At 45.7% G+C, this 21,380-nt stretch carries 15 protein-coding genes; 6 read left to right on the top strand and 9 right to left on the bottom strand.

The features are described 5' to 3' along the window. Window positions 1-64: 64 nt before the first annotated feature. Complete coding sequence (locus tag AC0YNT_RS03435) at window positions 65-898, bottom strand: lysophospholipase (protein ID WP_475803337.1); 834 nt, start codon at window positions 896-898, stop codon at window positions 65-67. 139 nt (window positions 899-1,037) lie between these two features. On the opposite strand from AC0YNT_RS03435, the gene AC0YNT_RS03440 reads away from it, so the two are divergent. Then, window positions 1,038-2,318, top strand: a complete 1,281-nt coding sequence (locus AC0YNT_RS03440; RefSeq protein WP_167279298.1) for a BaiN/RdsA family NAD(P)/FAD-dependent oxidoreductase — start codon at window positions 1,038-1,040, stop codon at window positions 2,316-2,318. 30 nt (window positions 2,319-2,348) lie between these two features. On the opposite strand, the gene AC0YNT_RS03445 is transcribed toward AC0YNT_RS03440, so the two are convergent. Beyond that, window positions 2,349-2,741, bottom strand: a complete 393-nt coding sequence (locus AC0YNT_RS03445; protein WP_475803338.1) for a hypothetical protein — start codon at window positions 2,739-2,741, stop codon at window positions 2,349-2,351. Between the two features lie 194 nt (window positions 2,742-2,935). On the opposite strand from AC0YNT_RS03445, the gene AC0YNT_RS03450 reads away from it, so the two are divergent. Next, window positions 2,936-3,832, top strand: coding sequence for a helix-turn-helix domain-containing protein (locus AC0YNT_RS03450; protein ID WP_475803339.1), 897 nt, complete (start codon window positions 2,936-2,938; stop codon window positions 3,830-3,832). A gap of 9 nt (window positions 3,833-3,841) precedes the next feature. Here the strand turns inward: AC0YNT_RS03450 and AC0YNT_RS03455 are convergent, their stop codons facing one another. The 3 genes from AC0YNT_RS03455 to AC0YNT_RS03465 form a co-directional block, all read right to left on the bottom strand. Then, window positions 3,842-5,572: a methyl-accepting chemotaxis protein gene (locus tag AC0YNT_RS03455; RefSeq protein WP_475803340.1), complete on the bottom strand. Its 1,731-nt coding sequence runs from the start codon at window positions 5,570-5,572 to the stop codon at window positions 3,842-3,844. A 215-nt stretch (window positions 5,573-5,787) separates the two neighbouring features. After that, window positions 5,788-6,531, bottom strand: coding sequence for a twin-arginine translocase subunit TatC (tatC, locus tag AC0YNT_RS03460; RefSeq protein WP_167279294.1), 744 nt, complete (start codon window positions 6,529-6,531; stop codon window positions 5,788-5,790). After that, window positions 6,528-6,758: a MerR family transcriptional regulator gene (locus AC0YNT_RS03465; RefSeq protein WP_167279293.1), complete on the bottom strand. Its 231-nt coding sequence runs from the start codon at window positions 6,756-6,758 to the stop codon at window positions 6,528-6,530. The genes tatC and AC0YNT_RS03465 overlap by 4 nt, the downstream gene beginning before the upstream one ends. A gap of 384 nt (window positions 6,759-7,142) precedes the next feature. On the opposite strand from AC0YNT_RS03465, the gene AC0YNT_RS03470 reads away from it, so the two are divergent. Genes AC0YNT_RS03470 through AC0YNT_RS03480 form a run of 3 tightly spaced genes read left to right on the top strand, consistent with a single transcriptional unit; the run spans window position 7,143 to window position 9,533 of the window. After that, a complete protein-coding gene (locus AC0YNT_RS03470; protein ID WP_475803341.1) occupies window positions 7,143-8,747 on the top strand; it encodes a flavin monoamine oxidase family protein in 1,605 nt (534 codons plus the stop codon). 15 nt (window positions 8,748-8,762) lie between these two features. Further along, a complete protein-coding gene (locus AC0YNT_RS03475) occupies window positions 8,763-9,323 on the top strand; it encodes a RidA family protein (protein ID WP_341805835.1) in 561 nt (186 codons plus the stop codon). A gap of 24 nt (window positions 9,324-9,347) precedes the next feature. Further along, entirely contained in the window at window positions 9,348-9,533 is a 186-nt protein-coding gene (locus AC0YNT_RS03480; protein ID WP_167279291.1) for a twin-arginine translocase TatA/TatE family subunit, read from the top strand. A gap of 420 nt (window positions 9,534-9,953) precedes the next feature. Here AC0YNT_RS03480 and xylB read toward each other — a convergent pair whose 3' ends face one another. Continuing rightward, window positions 9,954-11,450 (bottom strand): xylulokinase, encoded by a 1,497-nt coding sequence (gene xylB, locus AC0YNT_RS03485; RefSeq protein WP_475803342.1) that lies wholly within the window; start codon window positions 11,448-11,450, stop codon window positions 9,954-9,956. Window positions 11,451-11,487: 37 nt separating this feature from the next. Beyond that, window positions 11,488-12,801 carry a xylose isomerase gene (xylA, locus tag AC0YNT_RS03490; RefSeq protein ID WP_475803343.1) on the bottom strand — a complete coding sequence of 438 codons (1,314 nt, stop codon included), beginning with the start codon at window positions 12,799-12,801 and terminating at the stop codon, window positions 11,488-11,490. A gap of 215 nt (window positions 12,802-13,016) precedes the next feature. On the opposite strand from xylA, the gene AC0YNT_RS03495 reads away from it, so the two are divergent. Then, the gene (locus tag AC0YNT_RS03495) at window positions 13,017-14,180 is read left to right on the top strand and encodes an ROK family transcriptional regulator (RefSeq protein ID WP_475803344.1); all 1,164 of its coding nucleotides are present in this window, start codon (window positions 13,017-13,019) and stop codon (window positions 14,178-14,180) included. A 42-nt stretch (window positions 14,181-14,222) separates the two neighbouring features. On the opposite strand, the gene AC0YNT_RS03500 is transcribed toward AC0YNT_RS03495, so the two are convergent. After that, a complete protein-coding gene (locus AC0YNT_RS03500; protein WP_475803345.1) occupies window positions 14,223-15,050 on the bottom strand; it encodes a hypothetical protein in 828 nt (275 codons plus the stop codon). A gap of 161 nt (window positions 15,051-15,211) precedes the next feature. Next, entirely contained in the window at window positions 15,212-20,914 is a 5,703-nt protein-coding gene (locus AC0YNT_RS03505) for a hypothetical protein (protein WP_475803346.1), read from the bottom strand. Window positions 20,915-21,380: the final 466 nt, after the last annotated feature.

Raw genomic sequence — 21,380 nt, forward strand, 5'->3', positions numbered from 1 at the left:
GTCATGTTATAGTAAATAACCTGTCTTTCCCTGATAGTCCGATTAAATCATAACTCTCATTATTTTACAATCGCTTTGTAATCCAGTTAGTAACAATATTTAATAAATGTACAGCAAAAATATCATTATGAAGCTCATGGTAGCCGCCATCATACGTAACAAATTTACACCGTTCCTGCAGACGGCCAGCTACCTCCTTACTTGCTTCATAGGAAGTTACCTTATCGCCCGTCCCGTGTACCAGTAATACAGGAACCTGCAGCTCATCACAATGTGCGATAGCCCACTCTCCGGAGTCTGTCATAATATGAAAAGTCCGAATCGTAATGGAGCTATGACATAGCGGATCATTCATGAAGGGTATGGCATGATCGTATCCGGGACGATACAGATCATCTGGGCTGATCCCGGTTGACAGTGACAGTCTTGGAACGGCACGCACCAGAAGCCGTGCGAGCACTTTCATAACAGCATTGGGCCCTTTTGCAAGGCGCAGCCATGGACTGCTTAGAATTAGACCATCAATATCGGGCTGAAGACGCAACACGTAGTTAATGGCAACGTTGCCTCCCATACTATGTCCGTATAGGAAGCATGGCAGATGCGGATGACGAGTGCGAGCCTGCTCCATCAACAGCGATGTATTCTGAACGGCTGCTTCTATAGAAGAAACATGCCCCCGCTTACCAAGTGAACGGCCATGACCTTCCTGATCATGGGCTAACACCGCATAACCATCGCTTGTCAGTCTCTCCGCTACTGAAGCATAACGCTCTCCATGCTCGCCCATCCCATGCACGATACATACGACGCCTCGTGGCTCTTTCACGTCAGGCAGCCACTCTCTTGCATATATCTCCCCATTTGCTCCGCTGAACCGCCAGTCCGTCCGAATCATGCGCCTCGCTCCTTTATGGTTGAACGTGTGATCGTTATAATTCAATTATACTTTCTTCTATTTTAGAAAAGAATGTTACAATGTATCTCAAGTGTAAACGTTAAACGTTATATATGTAGGAAAGGCAGTGGAATAAAAGATGTTTGATGTCATTATTATCGGCGGGGGGCCATCTGGCTTGATGGCCGCAGTAGCAGCCAGCGGTGCAGGCGCTTCAACCCTTCTTATAGATAAAGGCGATAAGCTTGGGCGCAAGCTTGGTATATCCGGCGGAGGCCGGTGTAACGTCACGAACGCGAATGAAATGGATGAGCTGATCAAGAATATCCCCGGGAACGGACGGTTTCTGTTTAGTGCCTTGAACCAATTCGGCAACCGCGAGATTATCGCCTTTTTCGAAGGGATGGGCATTGCCTTAAAGGAAGAAGACCGAGGTAGGATGTTCCCAGTGTCAGATAAAGCAAAAACTGTTGTAGACGCATTGATTCGGAAGGTAAAAGAACAAGGCGTCGAGATCCGCACAAATATGCCTGTGAAAGAAGTGCTGTACGAGAACGGTGCGGTTCAAGGTATTAGACTTGCTTCTAATGAAGTAATCCATACCAAATCGGTCATTATCGCAACCGGCGGCAAATCCGTTCCACATACAGGCTCAACAGGTGATGGCTATCCTTGGGCGAAAAAAGCTGGTCATACGATTACCGATCTGTACCCGACAGAAGTACCACTCACATCGGCTGAGCCATGGATTCGCAGCAAAGAGCTTCAAGGTTTATCGCTGCGCAATATTACACTAAGCGTCTGGAACGCAAAGAACAAAAAGCTGGTCTCCCATGAAGGCGATATGATCTTCACTCATTTTGGCTTATCCGGACCTGCTGCTCTGCGCTGCAGTCAATTTGTTGTTAAAGAGTTAAAGAAAGCTGCCGAAAGCGCAGAAGAAAAAAATACCGTACTAGTAACTATTGATCTGCTTCCAGACCGCTCGGAATCCGAGATATTCGATGAGACGCTACAGCTCGCGAAGCTGGAGCCTAAAAAGGCAATCAAAAACGTACTGCGCACCTATATCCAGGAAAGATTGCTGGAGCTTCTGCTCCGTCAATGCGAGATCAGCGGCGATACAACGTTTGATCATATTCCAAAAGAGCCTTGGCGCGAGCTTGCAAAAAGAATGAAGCAATTCCCTGTTGCAGTGAACGGGACTTTGTCGATAGAAGAAGCTTTCGTGACAGGAGGCGGGGTGCATCTGAAGGAGATTGATCCGAAGACGATGCAATCAAAGCTTGCTCAAGGTCTTTTCTTCTGCGGCGAGGTACTCGATATCCATGGCTATACGGGAGGCTATAATATTACGGCTGCCTTCACGACAGGCCATAGTGCAGGAACAAGCGCAGCATCCTCTGCTTTAAGCAGCTGATGCTGCGCTTTTCTTTTTGTCCACGCTTGGCTAAATATGAACATCCCCTGAGAAATGACCATACTCCCCGGGATCCGGCAGAAATTCATTGCTCGTATCCGCTTCATCATCCCGATTATGCAAGCCAGGAGCTTCTTCGGCCTCTACCCAATCCTCATTCACGATATGTGCAGGAATCGTAATGGCATTCATGGAATAGGCGGAATCTGTTACCGCACCACTCTGGATTGCAGACTGTTCCACCAACTGACCGCCATGTGACATGGCAATCTCAAGCGCCGATGTTAAATCTACACCATCCACATGAATATGCAGACGGTTTCCTTCGTGCATCAATGGTTCATAGCCAAGCTCCTGCAGCGTATCCCGCGCCAGTGCAGCGCTGAAGGAGTCTGCGAAATCAAATAAAATTGCTGAACTCATCGCCATCATCTCCTTTCATTTGCTTCCAGAAAGTTAGGCTTCCCCAACATCAGCCATTTTATTGACCAAAAGGTGTTGTTATTTCGGCAAATCTTTATATAATGGTAGTTATACTAAATGACGTTATATTTATTAACATTTGATGTTATGTATAGGTTTGTGCTGTAAAATACTTCTAGGATGGTGACGTTCAGATGGATAATGTGTTCTATTTATTAGGTGATCCGATGTTTATCGTCGAGCTGGAGCATAATCGATGGTATATACGCGATATAAATTATGCCTTCACAACGTTAACCGGGTACAAGAAATCCGAATTAATGGATGCTGACCCTGACGGGCTGTTAAGAATAGGTTTTTCCTTTGGCGGGCTCATGACACGACTAGGCGAGGATAACGAACCATCGATTGAACAAGTACTGATCTCGAAGTCGACCGCTTCAGTCCCTGTACGGTTCACCAGCCGGCGCCTCCCCTCAAGCGAACAAAACTGCTTTATTATTATTTGTAAGGATTTATCCGAAGAGAAATATATCGAAGAATTCGCAATGGATAATCAGGTACTAATGAGCATCGGAGTGTCTGAACAATTCCGGGTTACAAGCGCTAATCGGTATTACTCACCAATCAAACAGCGAGGGGCCAACCTGATTAATCAGGTCATATTCGATCATGTCGCGGAAGAGAGCCGCAAGCCGCTGCGCCGTATTATGGAATACGCCCGTACCCATGGTACAACCGAAAATACAGAGATCCGTCTGCATGTGGGTGATCAGATGCGGATGACAACCGCTGTCATTAAGCCCTTTTACTCCGGCAATAAAGAATTTAAAGGTTATGTCATCTTGCTGACAGGAATACTCCAGCCCGTGCCGGTACGGGAAGAAGACCCAGCTTATAAACTACGTATGCTGATGCTAACCAAGAACATAACAGCTACTTCACTTGCCCAATCGACGCTCATTTCCTTAACTACCATATCGAAAATTCGGAATGGTAAAATTAAAAAGCCCCAGCGTCTCACAGCCGAACTAATAGCCGGAGAGCTGGGGGTAAAGCCGGAATCGATATGGAGTGGCTACAAACGATAATTCGATTGACTAGAATCGGAACTTCATCACCTGATCGTTCAAATCTTGTGCAATATCCGTCAAACCGCTCGAGGCCGATGCAATCTCTTCCGCCGAAGCGGTTTGTTTGTCTGCACTAGTCGCAACCGTTCTTGCAATATCATAAGTACGATGTGCAATCTCCACCAATTGCTCAATGGATGCCGATACTTCCTCGGAGCTTGCGGCAAGCTGCTGAGCTGCCGCAGCAACCTCCTCGATTTTGCCTGACACATCACCGGTTGCTGTTGTAATCTGACGAAACGATTGCCCTGCAGCATTTACATTCTCCAGTCCTCTTATTGTTTCCGTGCGGCTGGCATTCATTTTATCAACTGTTACTGTCGTATCGGCTTTAATCTTTCCAATAACATTGGCGATGTCGGATACGGATGCTGCCGTTTGCACAGACAACTTGCGTACCTCTTCTGCAACAACCGCAAACCCTTTGCCCGCTTCACCAGCACGAGCCGCCTCAATAGCCGCATTCAGAGCGAGCAGGTTTGTCTGCTTCGAGATTGAGCCAATAAAATCTGTGATTTTGCCAATATCATTCATATGATTCTCAAGCAACGAGACATGCTCGGCAGCCGACCGAACGGTCTCATCAATTACACTCATCGTCTGAACCGCCTGCCCAATCGTGTCGGAGCCTTCTTGCGCTTGCCGCTCCGCCTTCGACGAGAGCTCTGCAGCTAATGAGCTGCTCTCCGCAATTCGCTGCGTCCCAAGTGCCATCTCTTCTGTAGATCGTCCGATTTCCTCAAAGCTGTGCAGCTGCTCCTGCGAACCGGATGCTGCTTCCTTGAACATCGCGGCCGCCTGCTCCACCGCACCTGCATTTTGCTCCGAAGCAGCCAGCATTTCCTCTGATGAAGCAGAGATATTGGTCGAAGCCGTTTGTACGCTTTGCATCGTTTCACGAAGCGATACTACCATCTCATCAAGAGCACGTACCATAACACTAATCTCATCCCGTGTTCTTACTTTAGGAATAGTGACGGATAAGGATCCACCGGCCACCTCGGCAAGCACATCTGAAGAACGTTTGATCGGAAGCGATATCGTCCTGCGTATGTAATAAAGCAAAGCCAGCACCAGCACCAACGCTGCGCCAAGACTGCAAGCAATAGCTAATACCGCTTCGCGGTTAATCTTCTCGCTTGAATTCTCCGCTGCTTTCGCCCCTTCTTCATTCACACGGATTAATGTATTAATATAGGACTGCATCGTACTGAATGATTGCTCGGATGCCATCAAAGCATCGGTAATCTGCTTCTCATCCTCTTGATTAGAATAGCGGATCACGTTGCGGTATAAAGCCAGATAGGCTTTCCATTCACCTTCCAGATTACGGGATAAGTTCATATCATCGCCGGATTTCGGAAGAGCCATAAATTCCTGCAGCTTCTTTTGCAAAATGACAATCGTGTACTCTCCATCCTCCTCCAGCATCTTACGTTTCAATGGATTACTCTCACCCGCCATCTTGTATTGAATCGTCAGCATGTGCTCATTCAAATAATTGATCTCATTGATCGTTTTGATATTAGCGAGCCATACCTGAGATATTTCCTGTGCATTGTCCGTCAGCTTACCCATCCGATCAAAACTGAGTGCGCCATTGCCCGCCATAAGGATAACGATTACGAGGAAGGATAACGTCAGCCGCTGACTGACGGATATTTTCCATTTCCATTTACTAGTGAATGTTGGTTGCATATGAAGCCCTCCCCTGGTCTTGCTCAGATATAATGTCAGTATATCTCACATATAGATAACAACCAACATCTTCCGCTAGCGATAAATCGCCGAATACGCCGCATTTTCTCTTTTTTTGTCTATCACAATCGAATTAACGAACAAAAGGTTAAAGCTTTTACTTTTTAATAAAAAAACAGCCTCGGCATGGATGCCGAGGCTGTTCCGCTGTAGGTTTATGCTTCAACAAGCGCTGTCGTTTTCCTTCGTCCGTATACCACACGCGACAGTAGTACACTGATCTCATAGAGCACGACGAGCGGAACAAATACGAGCAAATGAGAGATGAGTTCTGGAGGCGAGATTAAGCTCGCCACAATAACAAGCACCAGATATGCGTACCTTCTCATTTTATGAAGCACCTGTGGAGTAAGGATTCCAATCTTCGTTAGGAACATAACAATGACGGGCAATTCAAACGCTATGGCAAGCGGTATAACGATATTCATCATAAAACCGAAATATTGAGCAACACCGTAGGTTTCGACCAAGTCCATACTTTTTGTAATTTTGGAAGTGAACGAGAAGCTCATTGGAAGAACGACAAAATAACCAAATGCAAGACCGGTAAGGAAGCAAATAACACTATAAGGAACATATCGCAAAGCGGCTGTACGTTCCTGTTGATGAAGTCCTTGTTTCACAAAGCCCCACAGCTGGTACAAAATATAGGGCAGCGACACCGTAAGTGCAATAACAAGTGCAATGGACATGTACATCCGAATGCCGTCCCAAGGCGAGAACACATTCCAGGTCATCTCAGAGCCAGGCGGCACACTCTTCAAATAACGTAGTAACTTAGGCGCCAAATACAAGCCGCCTCCCATTGATAGCAGTACGACAGCAAGACTTCGCCAGATGCGACGCCTAAGCTCGGTCAGATGCGAGAGCAGCGTCATCGTTTCCTCGATCCTCTTCATTCGCTGCACAACCTCCCCGGTTTTCTAAGCTCAAAGGTATGGAAGCCATCCCGAAGCTTATCATTAATTTCTTTTAAGCGATCCACATCTTCAAAAGAATACTTGCGCGCGCCTCCCTTGGACCTCCCCGGGAATATCAATTGCTTCTCCTCATAATAACGAATTTGCCTTTCCGTCAAACCAGTTAAGTCACTAACGATTCCAATGCCGATTACCTTGTCTTTCATCGCCGGACGCCTCCTCTAACGAACATGTAAGGAAATCTAACATAAGTTCTCTTGAACGAGATATTATCAGGGCTGCCAAATTCCGTCAATGGGACTGATTGCCCTTGTCAGACAACCTGGTGTCAGATGAGATTATGTAACAAAACGAACAGAACCGATGTTCAAACGCTCATTTTACTTGAGTTTTTATGAAACTTACCGTCACAAAGCACACCTATATATGGTTATAATTACCTAATGGTTATTTAGTGAACAGTTATTTTTATTGGTTATATAAATTTTATCTATGTCAACCTTCCTGACAAAACGTTGGCTAACACTTGAAAATCCGTGTTACATTTTTTCCCGAGAGAAGCAAACGATCAAGCGAAGGAGCTGAAGGGCATGGAAACGAAAGAGACACCTAATGAACTATCGCGCAGACAATTTCTGACGACAGTCGGCAAAATCGGTGGGGCAGCCGCGGTATTTAGTGTGATGGGGACGATGGGGCTGTTTACACCGGAAACGCTGAAAGCAGCAGAGTATACGCCCCCATCCAGCTGGGATCTGAAAGGCACGAGCCGTTCCGGTAAAAAAATCGTGATCCTCGGCGCAGGTCTCGCTGGTCTAACAGCTGCTTATGAGCTTGGCAAAGCAGGCTATGACTGTACCATCCTGGAAGCTCGTGCTCGTTCCGGCGGGCGGAACTGGTCCGTACGCCGTGGTACAACGGTGACGGAGTTGGGCGGTCAAAAGCAGGTTGCACGCTTTGATGACGGCATGTATTTGAATGCAGGCTGTATGCGTATCCCTCAGTTCCATGTCACAATGGATTATTGCCGTGAGTTCGGTATTATTATGGAGCCGTTCAACAACGTAAATGATAGTGCCTACTATTACAATGAGAATGTCGGCGCCTTATCCGGCACTCGTGTTCGGAAACGGGCTGCAAAGGCTGATTATAAAGGCTTTGTCAACGAGCTGCTCGCCAAAGCTATTAATCAACCAGGCCTTGATCTTCCGGTTACCGCGGAGGAGAAAGCGAAGGTTGTCGCGTATCTCCGCTCCGAGGGCAACCTTGATGCCGACTTGTTCTACAAGGGCTCGTCCCGCGGTGGTTATAAGGATGAACCAGGATCAAGATTAGATGCAGGCGTCATTCGCGATCCATTCGACATGAAAGCGATCATTAACTCCGGGTTCGGCAATTTCTTCTCAAGCGAATACAGCTACGATCAACAAATGATGATGTTCCATCCGGTTGGTGGAATCGATGCCATTCCGAAGGCTTTCGAGAAACGGCTTGGCAATAAGATCAAGTTCCATTCCGAGGTCAGCGAATTCAAGCATGTCGGAGAAAAGGTACAGGTTACCTACAAAGACCTCTTGAATGGAGAAACGAAACAGATCGAAGGCGATTATCTCATCTGTACGATTCCTCTCTCCGTGCTGAAGAACATCAAGCATGATCTCTCTCCAGAGATGACTAAAGCTATCAATAATACCAAGTACGCCAACGCCGGAAAAATCGGTCTGCAGTTCAAACGCCGGTTCTGGGAGGAAGACGACCAAATCTATGGCGGTAACACGCTGACGAACATGGACATCTCCTCAATCTACTATCCACCAACGAACTATTTTGCCAAAAAAGGCTTACTGCTTGGGTATTACGCTCAAGGTTCAAACGCAGATACAATTGGTGCTTTGTCCTTTAAGGAACGCGAAGCACATGCGCTCGCCCAAGGCGGGAAGATTCATCCGCAATACTACAAGGAATTTGAATCATCCTTCTCCGTTAACTGGAAGTCGATTAAATATAATGAGGGCAGCTGGGTATCTTACTCTGCGGATGACCGCAAAACGAACTATCCGGTGCTCTGTAAGCCTGACCGCCGCGTATATCTGGCCGGTGAGCATATCAGCTATATTACCGCTTGGATGGCAGGCAGTATTGAATCCGCGCGTGAGGTTGTCACAGACATCCATGAACGCGTCATGAAGGAATAGCCTAGGAGGGGTCAAATGATGAAGATGACAGGTAAAATGAAAGTTATCGCAGGTGCCGTTATTATTTCCTGTATGGCCGCAACGGCCAGTGTATACGCAGCGGTTACACCAAACAAATATCCGCTTGCACCTATTCATGAGCCTGAATTTTACGGCAGCCCGCAATCCTCGATCTCAAGCGCGGTAGCGATGCCGGCAGGCACTGCAACCTTCGAGACGAGCGGCACGGTCCCTTCTGTCATTAACAAAGAAGGCAAAACGATCTACGATCGTTATGGCAATACAGAGACGCAAGGCCTCAGCATTCTGAAAAACATCGAAGCCCAGTTGAAAGAGCAAGGCTTATCAATGAAAGATGTTACTTATCTGCGCGTATACATAGCGCCTGATGCTGCTAAAGAAGGCAAGTTCGATTTCGATGGATGGAATAAAGCTTACGCTAAATATTTCAATACAAAAGAAAATCCGACTAAGACAGCCCGTTCTACCGTTGGTGTAGGCGGACTCGTTAACTCCGACTGGCTTATTGAGATCGAAGCAGTAGCGGCTTATCCAAGCAATCATAACCAAGACTAATAATAATCGAATGGAGATGATCGTATGTTGCAAAACGTAGGTTTCCCAGGACTCATGATGATTCTTGTAGTGGTATTGATTATATTTGGACCTTCCAAGCTGCCTGAACTTGGCCGCGCAGTAGGCCGTACGCTTCATGAATTCAAGACATCTGCTAAGGAATTAGTGTCCGATTCCAAAGAAGAAGTATCGACTGAAGCGAAGTCTTAATCCGCCACATTACAAAAAAAGTCCGTCCCCCCATCACAGAGCTGACGGGGAACGGCCTTTTTTTGTTGTATTACTTACTTCCATTCTGCTTTTTCACAAGTTTTTGGCGTACCATTTGAAAGAACTAATCCACTAGGCGAACATCAGCCCTACATTGGAGTTTGTCCAACGTAAATCATCCCAATTTCCCACTGACGCTAGCTATGTTGGATTCTATCCAGTAACTTTTTCCATAATAGCCTCATTTTATCCAAACCAGTCGATCCCATTGGAAAGAATCCAATATAGCGAAGGCCATCGGTCTCGATGCACCATTTTGCTGGATGAATTCCAACGTAGATTGCCATGATTCGCAAAAAAAGAACCGTTCCTCCCAGTTACGGAAGAAACGGTATCAACTCGCGTTATAGGGTAAAGCTATTAGCCCCGGTAAGCAACAAGCGCTTCGTTCATGCCGCGCGTTTGTGCATACACTTGCTGGTAGATGCGGAACAGCCCTTTGTACGTTTCAACAGCTTCAGGCTGTGGCTCGTACGAAGCAGCATGCTTCACGAACTTGTCTGCACAAGCTTCAAGGCTCTCGAACCAGCCGCAGCCGTATGCTGCCAGCATTGCTGCACCAAGGCCTGGGCCTTGTTCATTCTCAAGCGCAACAACTGTTGCGTTGAAGATGTCAGCTTGCATTTGCAGCCATACTGGATTTTGCGCGCCGCCTCCAATGGAGATGACCTTGTCCACTGTCTTGCCAACGCTGCGGAACAGATCAACGGACTCGTTAAGCGAGAAAGTAATCCCTTCCATAACAGCACGGGCAAAATGAATCCGCTCATGCGAGCCGTCCACGCCAATAAAGCTTGCGCGGATTGCCGGATCGGCATGTGGTGTACGTTCGCCAACGAGGTAAGGCGTGAACAGAAGTCCGCCAGCACCAGGTTGTACTTCCCCTATACCTTGCAGCATTTCATCAAACGATTCGTTAGGAGCAAAAGTCTTCTTGAACCAGCTCAGGCTGTAGCCTGCTGCCAAAGTAACGCCCATTGCATAGAAGGAGTCCTCTTTGCCGTGGTTGAAGAAATGAACTTTGCCTTGGAAGTCTTTGTTCTTGTCATTCTCGTAAGAGAGAATAACGCCCGAAGTACCGATACTCGACAGGGTCAAGCCTTCGGACAAAATACCTGCTCCAATGGCTCCGCAAGCATTATCGGCGCCGCCGGCAAATACTTTCGTCGAAGCCGTAAGGCCCGTACGCTCAGCAATCTCAGGAAGCAGCGTACCTACAAGGCCATGCGATTCTACTAGCGGCGGGCAGAAGTTTGCAGGCAGACCAAATGCAGCCAGCACTTCGCTGCTCCATTCTTTTGCAGCAACATCAAGCAGCAACGTACCTGCAGCATCGGAATAATCCATGTGCAGCTCGCCAGTTAATGCATAACGAACATAGTCTTTCGGCAGTACAAACAGCTTTGCTTGTTCGAAGGCTTGCGGTTCGTATTGACGAACCCACAGAATCTTCGGAAGCGTAAAACCTTCAAGCGCCGGATTGCGCGTAATACCAAGCAGCTTGTCACCAAGTGTGCGCTCGATCTCACGGCATTGCTCCGTCGTACGTGTGTCATTCCACAGAATGGCATTACGAACAGGCTTGTTTTCCCCGTTCAGCAGCACGAGACCGTGCATTTGGCCGGAGAAGCTAATGCCTTCGATTTGTTCAGCAGAAATTCCATTAGCTGAAGCAACCTCATGAAGAGCTTCAATTGTAGCAGTTACCCAATCTTCCGGCTTTTGCTCGCTCCAGCCGGAATGCTCGTGGAACAGCGGATAGCTGCGGGATGCTTCCGCAGCTACCGTACCGTTCTTGTCAACGAGCAGTGCCTTAACAGCACTAGTACCTAAATCTATACCAACAACATAACTCATTGACATAATCCTCCCGTTATCCGGTTATAATCAGCGATTAAACGCTGAAGATAACTTCGCTGAGCATCAGTCTCATGCGCTCTTGTTTGCCGGATTTGTTAACGATTGGGTTGTTTTGCATTGCATAAGCTTCCAGGGAAGCCAGGGATGCTTTACCAGCAACAACTTCAGCGCCGATGCCGGATTTGAAGCTGCTGTAGCGATCTTCTACGATGTTGTCGAAGATTCTTTCTTCGATCAGTTTCGCAGCTGCTTTCAGACCCCAAGCGAAGGAATCCATACCAGCGATGTGAGCCAAGAACAGATCTTCTGCTTCGAACGAGCCACGACGTACTTTCGCGTCGAAGTTAACGCCGCCACGGCCGATGCCGCCAGCTTTCAGAACTTCAAACATAGTCAGTGTAGTCGAGTACAGGTCAGTAGGGAATTCATCTGTATCCCAGCCAAGAAGCAGATCGCCTTGGTTCGCATCAAGTGAGCCCAGCATGCCGTTGATTGCAGCTGTACGAATTTCGTGCTCGAAAGTATGACCAGCAAGTGTTGCATGGTTCGCTTCAAGGTTCAGCTTGAAGTAGTCTTTCAAGCCGTATTTTTGCAAGAATGCAATTGTTGTAGCGGAGTCGAAGTCGTATTGGTGTTTAGTAGGCTCTTTTGGCTTAGGCTCGATCAGGAATTGTGCGTCGAAGCCGATTTCTTTCGAATAAGCGATAGCCATGTGGTACAGACGAGCAAGGTTATCAAGCTCGAAGCCCATATCTGTGTTCAGAAGGTTTTCGTAACCTTCACGGCCGCCCCAGAATACATAGTTTTCTGCGCCCAGCTCTTTACCAACTTCAAGGCCTTTTTTCAATTGTGCACCAGCGTATGCATATACGTCAGCGTTACAAGTAGTACCTGCACCGTGAACATAACGCGGGTTCGAGAACATGTTAACTGTATTCCAAAGCAATTTCTTGCCGGATTGTTGTTGTTGGTCTTTCAGCATAGCAACGATTACGTCGAGGTTTTTGTTCGACTCTTGCAGCGTTGCACCTTCAGGAGCGATATCCACATCATGGAATGCATAGAACGGCGCGCCGATTTTGTCCAAGAATTCGAAGTTAGCTTCTACGCGTGCTTTTGAACGATCCAGACCATCGAATTTATCCCAACCGCGGAACATTGTTGCATTACCAAATGGGTCAGAACCGTTAGCGTTAAAAGTATGCCAGTAAGCAACTGCGAAGCGAAGGTGCTCTTCCATCGTTTTGCCCATTACCACTTGGTTTGGATCATAATGTTTGAATGCAAGCGGATTGTCGGAACCTTTACCTTCGAATTGGATCTTGCCGATGTTAGCGAAATAAGTCATGAGATGAATATCCTCCTTTAAAATGTACGAGTATAATTGCAATCTTCTCGTTAGCTAAATGTGTTTTGAAAACGCTCACCAATAATATAGCACCTGCGACTTAGTTTGTCTATTAAACAAACTAAGTTTTTATGTTAAAATATTTTACAACAGCCTCACTACGCAAATTCTGATACAATAGGCTGAATGGACGACATGGACGGAGGCAACTGCAGTTGAAAGTGACGACGACAGGCGATTTGACACTGATCAAAAAAATAAACACTTCCATCGTGCTCGAAGCCGTGCTGAAAAATGCCCCCCTCTCACGGGCGCAAATTTCCGAGCTTACTGGGCTGAATAAAGCGACTGTCTCCAACTTGGTGCAAGATTTGATCGACAGTCATCTTATAATAGAGATTGGTCCTGGGGAATCAAGCGGCGGCCGCAAACCGGTTATGCTGCTGTTCAACGGACAAGCAGGTTATGCGGTAGGCATCGACCTTGGTGTTAACTATATTCGCGGCGTGCTTTCCGACCTTGAGGGCAATGTTATTGCGGAATTGCAGAAGAGCCTCAAGAAGCATCAGCTTGAGTTTACCCTTAAAGAACTCGTTCAATGTATTGAAGAACTAATTGGCAAAGCACCGGTAAGTCCGTATGGCATCGTTGGAATTGGCGTAGGTGCTCCTGGTATTGTTGATGATCAAGGCTCGATCCTGTTTGCTCCTAACTTGGAGTGGAAGCATGTTGAACTGCAGAAGCTGCTTGAGGAGCGGTTCCAACTTCCAGTGACCATAGATAATGAAGCTAATGCCGGTGCGCAAGGCGAGCAAAAATACGGTATTGGCCGCGGTATCGCCCATCAAATCTATGTCAGCGTCGGGATTGGTATTGGTACAGGCATCATACTTAATAAAGAATTATATAAAGGAGCGACCGGATTCTCCGGTGAGCTTGGGCATTTGTCCATCGAATATAACGGTAAGCCTTGCCGCTGCGGGAATGAAGGCTGTTGGGAACTGTATGCTTCCGAGAATGCCCTGCTCGAGCAGGCTGCTCCGCTTGGCTTTGATAATTTGGAGGACCTGCTTGAGGCAGCAGAAACAGGCAACGAAGAGATTCGTGCCTTGTTCTATAAGATTGGTGAGTATATGGGGGCGGGCATTTCGAATATCGTCAACGTGTTTAACCCGGATGTTGTCATCATTGGCAATCGAATGAGCCGGGCGAAAACATGGCTGGAGGAAGCAGTTCAGACCTCCGTCGCACGCCGGACTTTGCCATATCACCGCGAGCGGCTCAAGATTTTGTTCGCTGAGCTGCAGGATCAATCCGCTGTACGCGGCGCTGCGTATTATGCGATCAGCAAGTTTTTCACGAAAATAAAGAGTGGATAAAATAATGGCTGCCCCTGATTAGGGACAGCCATTATTTTATTATTAAACTTTATGATCTATGCTGAACTCAATGTTTTTTGGTTTTAAAACTTCATTCACATCAATATACTCAGCAATTTCTTTTGTTGTACCAACGAATGTTGTTCCTATGTATTCATCATAATAATAATACTTCACGATTGTAATATCATATTGATCGTAGTTCATCCCGCCATAATGATCCCGCGAGTTGTATGCAGATTCTTCAGGTGGACCTGTCCACGTGTCAGATGCTGTGTAAGTTTTATAAGCTGTCCCGCTTACAGAAAGGTTTAAAGCAGTCTTAACAAGTTCTATAACATGACTATTATAAGTCCCTTTTATAGATAATCCGCCAGTAACAGAAACGTTTTGTGATGGGCTGCCGCTTGAATGCCCATTTGCAACACTCACAATAAACTTCTGATTATCAATTGGCCCAACACTGATCCCTACTGCTGTCAACTTATCAATCGCATAGAGTGTATTTTTATAGACGCGATGGTCACCAGCACGTGAAGTGGATGTATCATCGTTACCTAAGTGTAACGGGTCAACAAATGTTACTGTCGCACTCTGATTAACGCCAGTATCATATTCTTTGTAGCTAGTAATCTCTGAATCTTCCCCAACAAAAGTGCTGAGAGAAGCAGGAGCTGCCTTCTCCTGTTCAACTGATGGAATGGTCTTTTCGGTCTTGTTAAATTCAATTTCAGAGGCGTCTGCTAAATGAGCTTCAGCATTGATAGAGTCTAGATTCGTCGTTTTATCGGCTGTTGAAAAAACTTTCGTCCCCAATAGTAAGGCTGCTGCGGCAATTAAAACTATTAGGGGGTATATCGATTTCTTCAAAATCCTCAATCCTTCCAATATCGGTTTGCTCTCATAACATCACTACATAATACCTCACTTCCATAATTTATGAAATCTATTATATTAAAACTCATTTATACAAAAAAAATAGACTCCGTTTTTATGCGGAGTCTTGTCCAGAGTGGGACAGCAATATTCCATTATTTCAATCGATGTACGCCTACGATATCGTACACATTCCCTTCAATTTGTATTGTGACCAAGTCCCGCTTCACAATGCCATTATTATAGTAGGCGGTGAATTCAAAGGTTAACGGCCCTTTCACTAATTCCTCGAATGATTCATCCCACAACTCACCTTGCCAGCTAGCGCGAGAGGAGTTCGATGATGACAATGACTCAGAGTAAGTCCTCATCTTAACCTCTACTCTGTCAGCTTTTGTTGCGGTCCCCGTATTTGTCGTCGCAGCGGAAAGAATGAACTTTTCCCCAGCCCAGAATACGCTATAACCGCGAGGCGACAGCTCGCTGCCGCTTTGCTTCTTGTTAAATTCTTTTCTCTTATCATCCCATTGATCTGTATGCTTTACATATCCTGTTAATCCAAGTTCGAGTACTTTGACTTTCTTCTCTGTTTGAATAGTTTCCATCCCATCGCTTACGGCAAGCTGCATCGTCCATTCCCCTGTTTCAGTCATACGATATGCCGGCCCCGTTGATGGATAAGGATACTTGAAGGAGTAAGAGAAGGTCTTAGTTACGCCACTTGGGCTAGTAAGTTGATACGTAATTGATAGATCATTGCCGTCAGGATCGTCTACTGCAGTTGTGAATGCAACCGTATCCCCTTCGTAGACAGGCTTTGGTGACCAGTCGAAATCAGCTGTCGGCGGGCGGTTCGTCGTAAAATAAATGTATTGATATTTCCCCATGTTACCGGCAATATCCCAGTCTACAACCATCAGACGATACTTAGCTCCCGCAACTAATCCACCTACCGAATAGCTGGTTGTCGAATTAGATAGCGGGATGCTGTATTCCACTGTTCCATTTCCGTTCAAATCGATGTTGGTTGTTGAACCGTCATCATTAACCTTTTGCATGTAAAAGGCTCTTGTCGCATGTCCCGATGACGGATCTGCATCACTGAACGGATTAAAGCTGACTTTCACTGAAGTTGGTTTGATATCGAGCTGTTCATTCGTATCATCTGGCGGAACGGTATCTACAAAGAAATAGCCATTCTCGGAATAACTGCCCCAAGCAAAGCTGTCATTCGCCCTCGCCCTCCAGTTATGAAGTCCTTCCTGCAGCGCAGATGATGTATAGGTTGTTGTGCTTATCGCACTGTTTGTATCTATAACAAGTTCACCTGTCGCATTATAAAACACCTCATAATCGACTTTGGACACCGGCTGTCCATCTACATCAGTAACAGATACTTTCAGCAGCGGCTTGTTATTATTCGTATAGATGGGAGCCGATGCTTTCAGTCCATTAAAGCTAAGCAAATGAGTCACTGGCGGTGTATTCAGGATGAAATACACGGTATTACTGTCATCCGACCAATAACCTTTCGAATACACGCGGCCCTGTACTTTTATTTTCCGCCCCTGCTGAATCCCTTCATCCAGAATAAAGGACGTATCATCACCGGGGTAAGTTCCTTCCATAATCGTTGCTCCATTGTCCACATAAGAAACTTTTAGATAAAACTGCTCCTGCCGATCATGGTCAACGTCACTGTAAGTCCAACGCACAATTGGTTCACTGCCAAGCAAAGTTGGAGCTGCTAATGTACCACTTGGGTAAGTAATGACCATTTGTGGTCGATGTTGATTCGCTGCCGGGAGTGCATCTTTGTAAACTCGAGTTTCCGCCCAATAGGACCACACCCCAAAGCCATCCTGCACTTGCTCTTGAATGATCAGTTCTACACCAGGGCGGCTGTAAAGCTCGCGCTTGCCGGACGTCCAACCTGTTTCATCGGCCCATCTTGTCCGGAATGAGCGATTTGCTAAGTAATCCGGGATATCGGGGTCGAACGAGGTATCAAAAGTAGAGTAATCCAAAGTCTCTCCTTCCGGATACACAATGCCCGTGAAACGAACTTCCGGCTGTGCAATCGGCCTTCGATGCACATAAAGCTTTTTAATCACTGGTTCAGACCATTCCTCGTACTCATCTATCCGTGGATTGTCTTTTGCCTTAAAGGTAATGTTATACAGACCCGGCTTATCCAGCATTGGAAGCTTGGTATCGAAGGATTTTCCATCAAAAGCACTCAGTCCAAGTGAATTAGCGAAGTAATTCGGATCATGCTGGTAACTCCAATTTTCTAATGACTCCGGATCCTTCTCGATGTCATCAAAGAATGCATCATACTTGATCTCTTCTCCTACAAGAACGGATTCATGAGTTTCTTCTACATAATAGTCACCGTAGTTTTTTATCTTCACATCACTAAACTTCGCTTGCTGCTGACCAAGTGACATGAGGCCTACGGAACCTTTGCTATAGGTGCTATCCGATATCTCAATTGCCTTAGCATGGTTGATGTAGACGCGCAGCGTTCCATTAGAAACTTCAAGATCGAACGGATACGTTATAAATGGTGCTCGTTGGTAATCGACCGATTGAAGAACCGTTTTAGAACCAGCTGCAACCTTATACAAAGTGAGCTTGTCTTTGGTCCACTCGGCTGCGTACATGTTCTTACCATCTTGTACATGGATTGCTGCACCAACTGGCTTATCATTCACAGCATCGTTAACAGCAACGTTGAAGGAAAGACGATCGTTCTTCAGCTTTGTCGCCGGATCATACCAAAGGCCAGCCCAAGAGGAATCAACAACTTCAACGGTATTATCATCCATTACTTTCGGATAATCGCCGCTGCCACTCGCAGGTACAAAAGGAAATACATATTGAATACCAGATGCTTGGCCAGGTGCCGAAAAGCCATAGAACGATCCGTCTGGCAGTATGGATGTGTTTAATGTCGGATCTTTCTGAGCAGCACCAGGAAAAGTGTAGCCCGTATCTAAAATCTCGCTTTGATAAACCTTATTGCCATAGTAGTTATTATAGCTATCTACCGGTACTCTACCTGCAGCTGCTATACCTGCATATGGCTTATATGTAGCCGTGGCATAATCTGCAGTAGCTCCGTTTATGGGATATGCTATTTTACCGCTTGGCATTAGAAATGCTTTAGAATTCCCGATTCTATTTCCTCTTGTATTCTCAAAAGTGTACTTGGAACTATTGTATTGAAAATATAAAGGGTTCAAACCACTATCTAATTTAAAATCTCCATACTGGTAACGAACGGTAGAATAAAGTGTTCCATCTGGATAAATAATCGGTGTTGCTGCTCCCCATGATTTTAATGCTGTAAAACTATCACAGTAAGGGTAGTCTTCACAACTCCAGCTTTCAAATCCAGTAGAAGTTGGTGAAGAAACATTTGGATAGCCAATCCTCGATAGATTACCCGTTGTCTTATTCCAGGAGTATCCATAGATCCCTGTACTCATATAACTATCACTCGAATACATGGATTGAACGTATGCACCCACGGTGAAATACAAATACTTGGTATTCTGATTGATAGACGTTGCTACGATATAAGAAGGGTCCGATTGGTAACTAGTAAATGAACCATAACCCATAACCCCTGTTTCACCATTAACGGCCATTGCATACGTTTCGTAGCCATCATAAGTTGTATAGGTACCCCAAGTGAGATATAAATCCCCATCCGAGTCTATAACCCCTTTATAGTTCTGTAATATTGTCGGGCTATATCTCATTTCGTTCGTTTTTACATCCCACTTAACTGACTTATCCAGCATTGAATATTTCACAGCATGAACATTCCAGTATTCTTGAGTCATACCAACCCTTGCACGGTAGGCCATATAGAAATTTTGCCCATCATCCGAAACCTCAAAATACAACACGTAAGAAATACCTGTTGATATCGGTATGGTATAGCTGGCAGAGAGTTGACCACGATTGTTAATTTTCTTGAGCTCATAGGTTGTTGCTTTTGAAGAATCACCAACCCATGCCCCATAATAAAAGTTCTCGTTTTTATCTGCCCCTAAATAGGTTAAACCACTTACTTCGGACAAAGAAAACCTGCTGATTTCCGTGCCATTTTTCGCATTGCGTTCTACCATGTCCACGCCTTCACGAGAATATAGGCGATGACCGGCATAAATATATGGGACAGCTACAGCACCTACTGGCAATCCCCAAACAGGCAGATTCGTTAAGTCGGCAGCCAGCTCATACTTCGAGCGACTATTAGCCCCTAACCCCATATTCGGGTACTTAATAAAGAAATCAGCCATTTTTGCATTCTTTGTTTGAAGTGCACCACTACTCGTCTTCCAGCCGATAGGTTTATTCGTGTTGGTTGTATATGGCTGAATTAACTTCCACGAACGCATAATCGAATCGCCTGTATAAGCCAAGTCTTCAGGTGCGCTATCGTCGCCTTGATCTGGCTGCTGCGTAAGTCCAGAGACATCAAAGTCCACAAACGGTGCATAGTTAAGCACATTCGTCGCAGCAATCTCAGAAGTAGCCGATAATCCGTAATCCTCAGTTACGCTCGCTCGATATTGTCTCTTCCCTACACTTGTATATGTGATAGGATAGGTATCCATGAATGGCCCTGTATAAAGGATTGTCCAAGGCTCTTCCTCATAGTTCCCATCGTTATCGTGATCATAACGCTCTTCGATTTTCATACCAGCTAATGTATCGCCATCAACACTTTCGGCATCAATAAAGACCATAGATTCATTAAATCGATAAGTCTGTTCCGGAGCCATTATACTCACTATTGGCGGCTGATCGGGAACAACTTCGAATTGATGAGTCCCCCACTCACTCTCGCGTCCTTGAGAATCAAAAACCTTACCCTCAACGGAATAATCCCCAAGGCCAGACGGCCCTTTGGATGGCCAGCCTTCCGTATATCCAGGATCACCAACCTTCTTGAAACGCGTTTGATTTTTAGTAAAATCGATGGTTACCCCGCGATCTGCTAACGGAGTATACGAGTTAAATAGATGGAAGATACTCGTAAAATCCCTTCCCTGAATAACCTTTGTCGGGCCTGTCACCACTGCAACCGGATTTGGATCAATAACCTGCAGCGAGGCTGTATCCCATCTTGTTTCTGAACCATTAGTAACCATTATTTTCGCTTGATAAAAGCCTGACTTATCGAACTTCACATTAGGATAACGATATTGGCTGGAATCCGTTATAACTTCTTGTAAGTTGCTAGAGAATGTCCATTCCATAGAGGTATAACCATCAGAGTTATTATCTAAGGTGGATTGATCACCTGTAATGATGGTATTCGGTATAAACTCAACATCTGCGGTTACCGGCGGTGCTGGTGGCGGAGTTGGTGTTCCTCCTGGATTTGGTGTGGAAGTTCCTTCTCTTACCACTGTTGTTGTACATTCAATGGGCTCTTCGGCTGTCGTACCATCTGTGAAGTTAACCCGAGCACGCATGACCCATGTCTCGGTATAGCTGTTGACTCCTTCAAGTTTGGTCTTGGATATGGTGAAGTCAAACTTCTGTTCGATGCTCTCCAACCCATAACCTACCGTTGATGTTGAGTACTGCGTTCCGTCATTGGCTCGTCCATAAACCGTCCAATTCTTGACTGTCTTGTTGCCTTTTCCTGAGAGTGAAGCGTTTAGTGTTGCTGTCACTGGGACATCTTTATTAGCAAATGTTATGGTGTCTGGTTCAGCGGAGCAGTCACAGGATACGGTCGGGGTGTCCTTTGGAGGGATTGGTTCGTAGGTGACTCGGACTTCGCCTTCGTAGTAATAGGTTTCTGCAGACCAGTCTAATTTTGTTTCCATTGTATATTTTCTAGCGATTGCATTATTTGAACATCCTGAACAATCCGCATTATCAAGAACTGAAGATTTAACCGGAGGTATAGATACCGACAACAGACCTTTACCAGTTGTACCTTTACCAAAATTCTCTACTCTATGTTGCGCATAACCGGACGGTGTAGCTTTAGTAACAGTAACCGAATCCTGTAGTAATCCTGTTTTATAAACATCTGAGTTATCAATTGGTGAGGTGAAATAAACGGGACTACTTACTCCATCACTTACGGAAAGAATTCGCCCATCTTCTGTTCTGATTTTTTTACTAATCGTTACTCCATTATCATCTTTTGCTGGCAAAGATCCTGGACAAACTGATAAATTTCCACTCCAGCACGAATTACCAGACTGAGGCGTTACATTATAAGGACCTGCTCCATTCCCTTCAATAATCCACTGCTTACCATTTGATCTTCGATTGATTACAGCG

The sequence above is a fragment of the Paenibacillus sp. J22R56 genome (assembly GCF_056269375.1).

Bases quoted from the DNA above. Each gene is read 5' to 3' on its own strand.
- AC0YNT_RS03470 (WP_475803341.1), top strand. From the start codon at position 7,143: ATGGAAACGAAAGAGACACCTAATGAACTATCGCGCAGACAATTTCTG.
- AC0YNT_RS03505 (WP_475803346.1), bottom strand. From the start codon at position 20,914: ATGGAAACAAAATTAGACTGGTCTGCAGAAACCTATTACTACGAAGGC.
- AC0YNT_RS03435 (WP_475803337.1), bottom strand. From the start codon at position 898: ATGATTCGGACGGACTGGCGGTTCAGCGGAGCAAATGGGGAGATATAT.
- AC0YNT_RS03450 (WP_475803339.1), top strand. From the start codon at position 2,936: ATGGATAATGTGTTCTATTTATTAGGTGATCCGATGTTTATCGTCGAG.
- AC0YNT_RS03455 (WP_475803340.1), bottom strand. From the start codon at position 5,572: ATGCAACCAACATTCACTAGTAAATGGAAATGGAAAATATCCGTCAGT.
- xylB (WP_475803342.1), bottom strand. From the start codon at position 11,450: ATGAGTTATGTTGTTGGTATAGATTTAGGTACTAGTGCTGTTAAGGCA.
- AC0YNT_RS03480 (WP_167279291.1), top strand. From the start codon at position 9,348: ATGTTGCAAAACGTAGGTTTCCCAGGACTCATGATGATTCTTGTAGTG.
- xylA (WP_475803343.1), bottom strand. From the start codon at position 12,801: ATGACTTATTTCGCTAACATCGGCAAGATCCAATTCGAAGGTAAAGGT.
- tatC (WP_167279294.1), bottom strand. From the start codon at position 6,531: ATGAAGAGGATCGAGGAAACGATGACGCTGCTCTCGCATCTGACCGAG.
- AC0YNT_RS03475 (WP_341805835.1), top strand. From the start codon at position 8,763: ATGATGAAGATGACAGGTAAAATGAAAGTTATCGCAGGTGCCGTTATT.
- AC0YNT_RS03440 (WP_167279298.1), top strand. From the start codon at position 1,038: ATGTTTGATGTCATTATTATCGGCGGGGGGCCATCTGGCTTGATGGCC.
- AC0YNT_RS03465 (WP_167279293.1), bottom strand. From the start codon at position 6,758: ATGAAAGACAAGGTAATCGGCATTGGAATCGTTAGTGACTTAACTGGT.
- AC0YNT_RS03445 (WP_475803338.1), bottom strand. From the start codon at position 2,741: ATGAGTTCAGCAATTTTATTTGATTTCGCAGACTCCTTCAGCGCTGCA.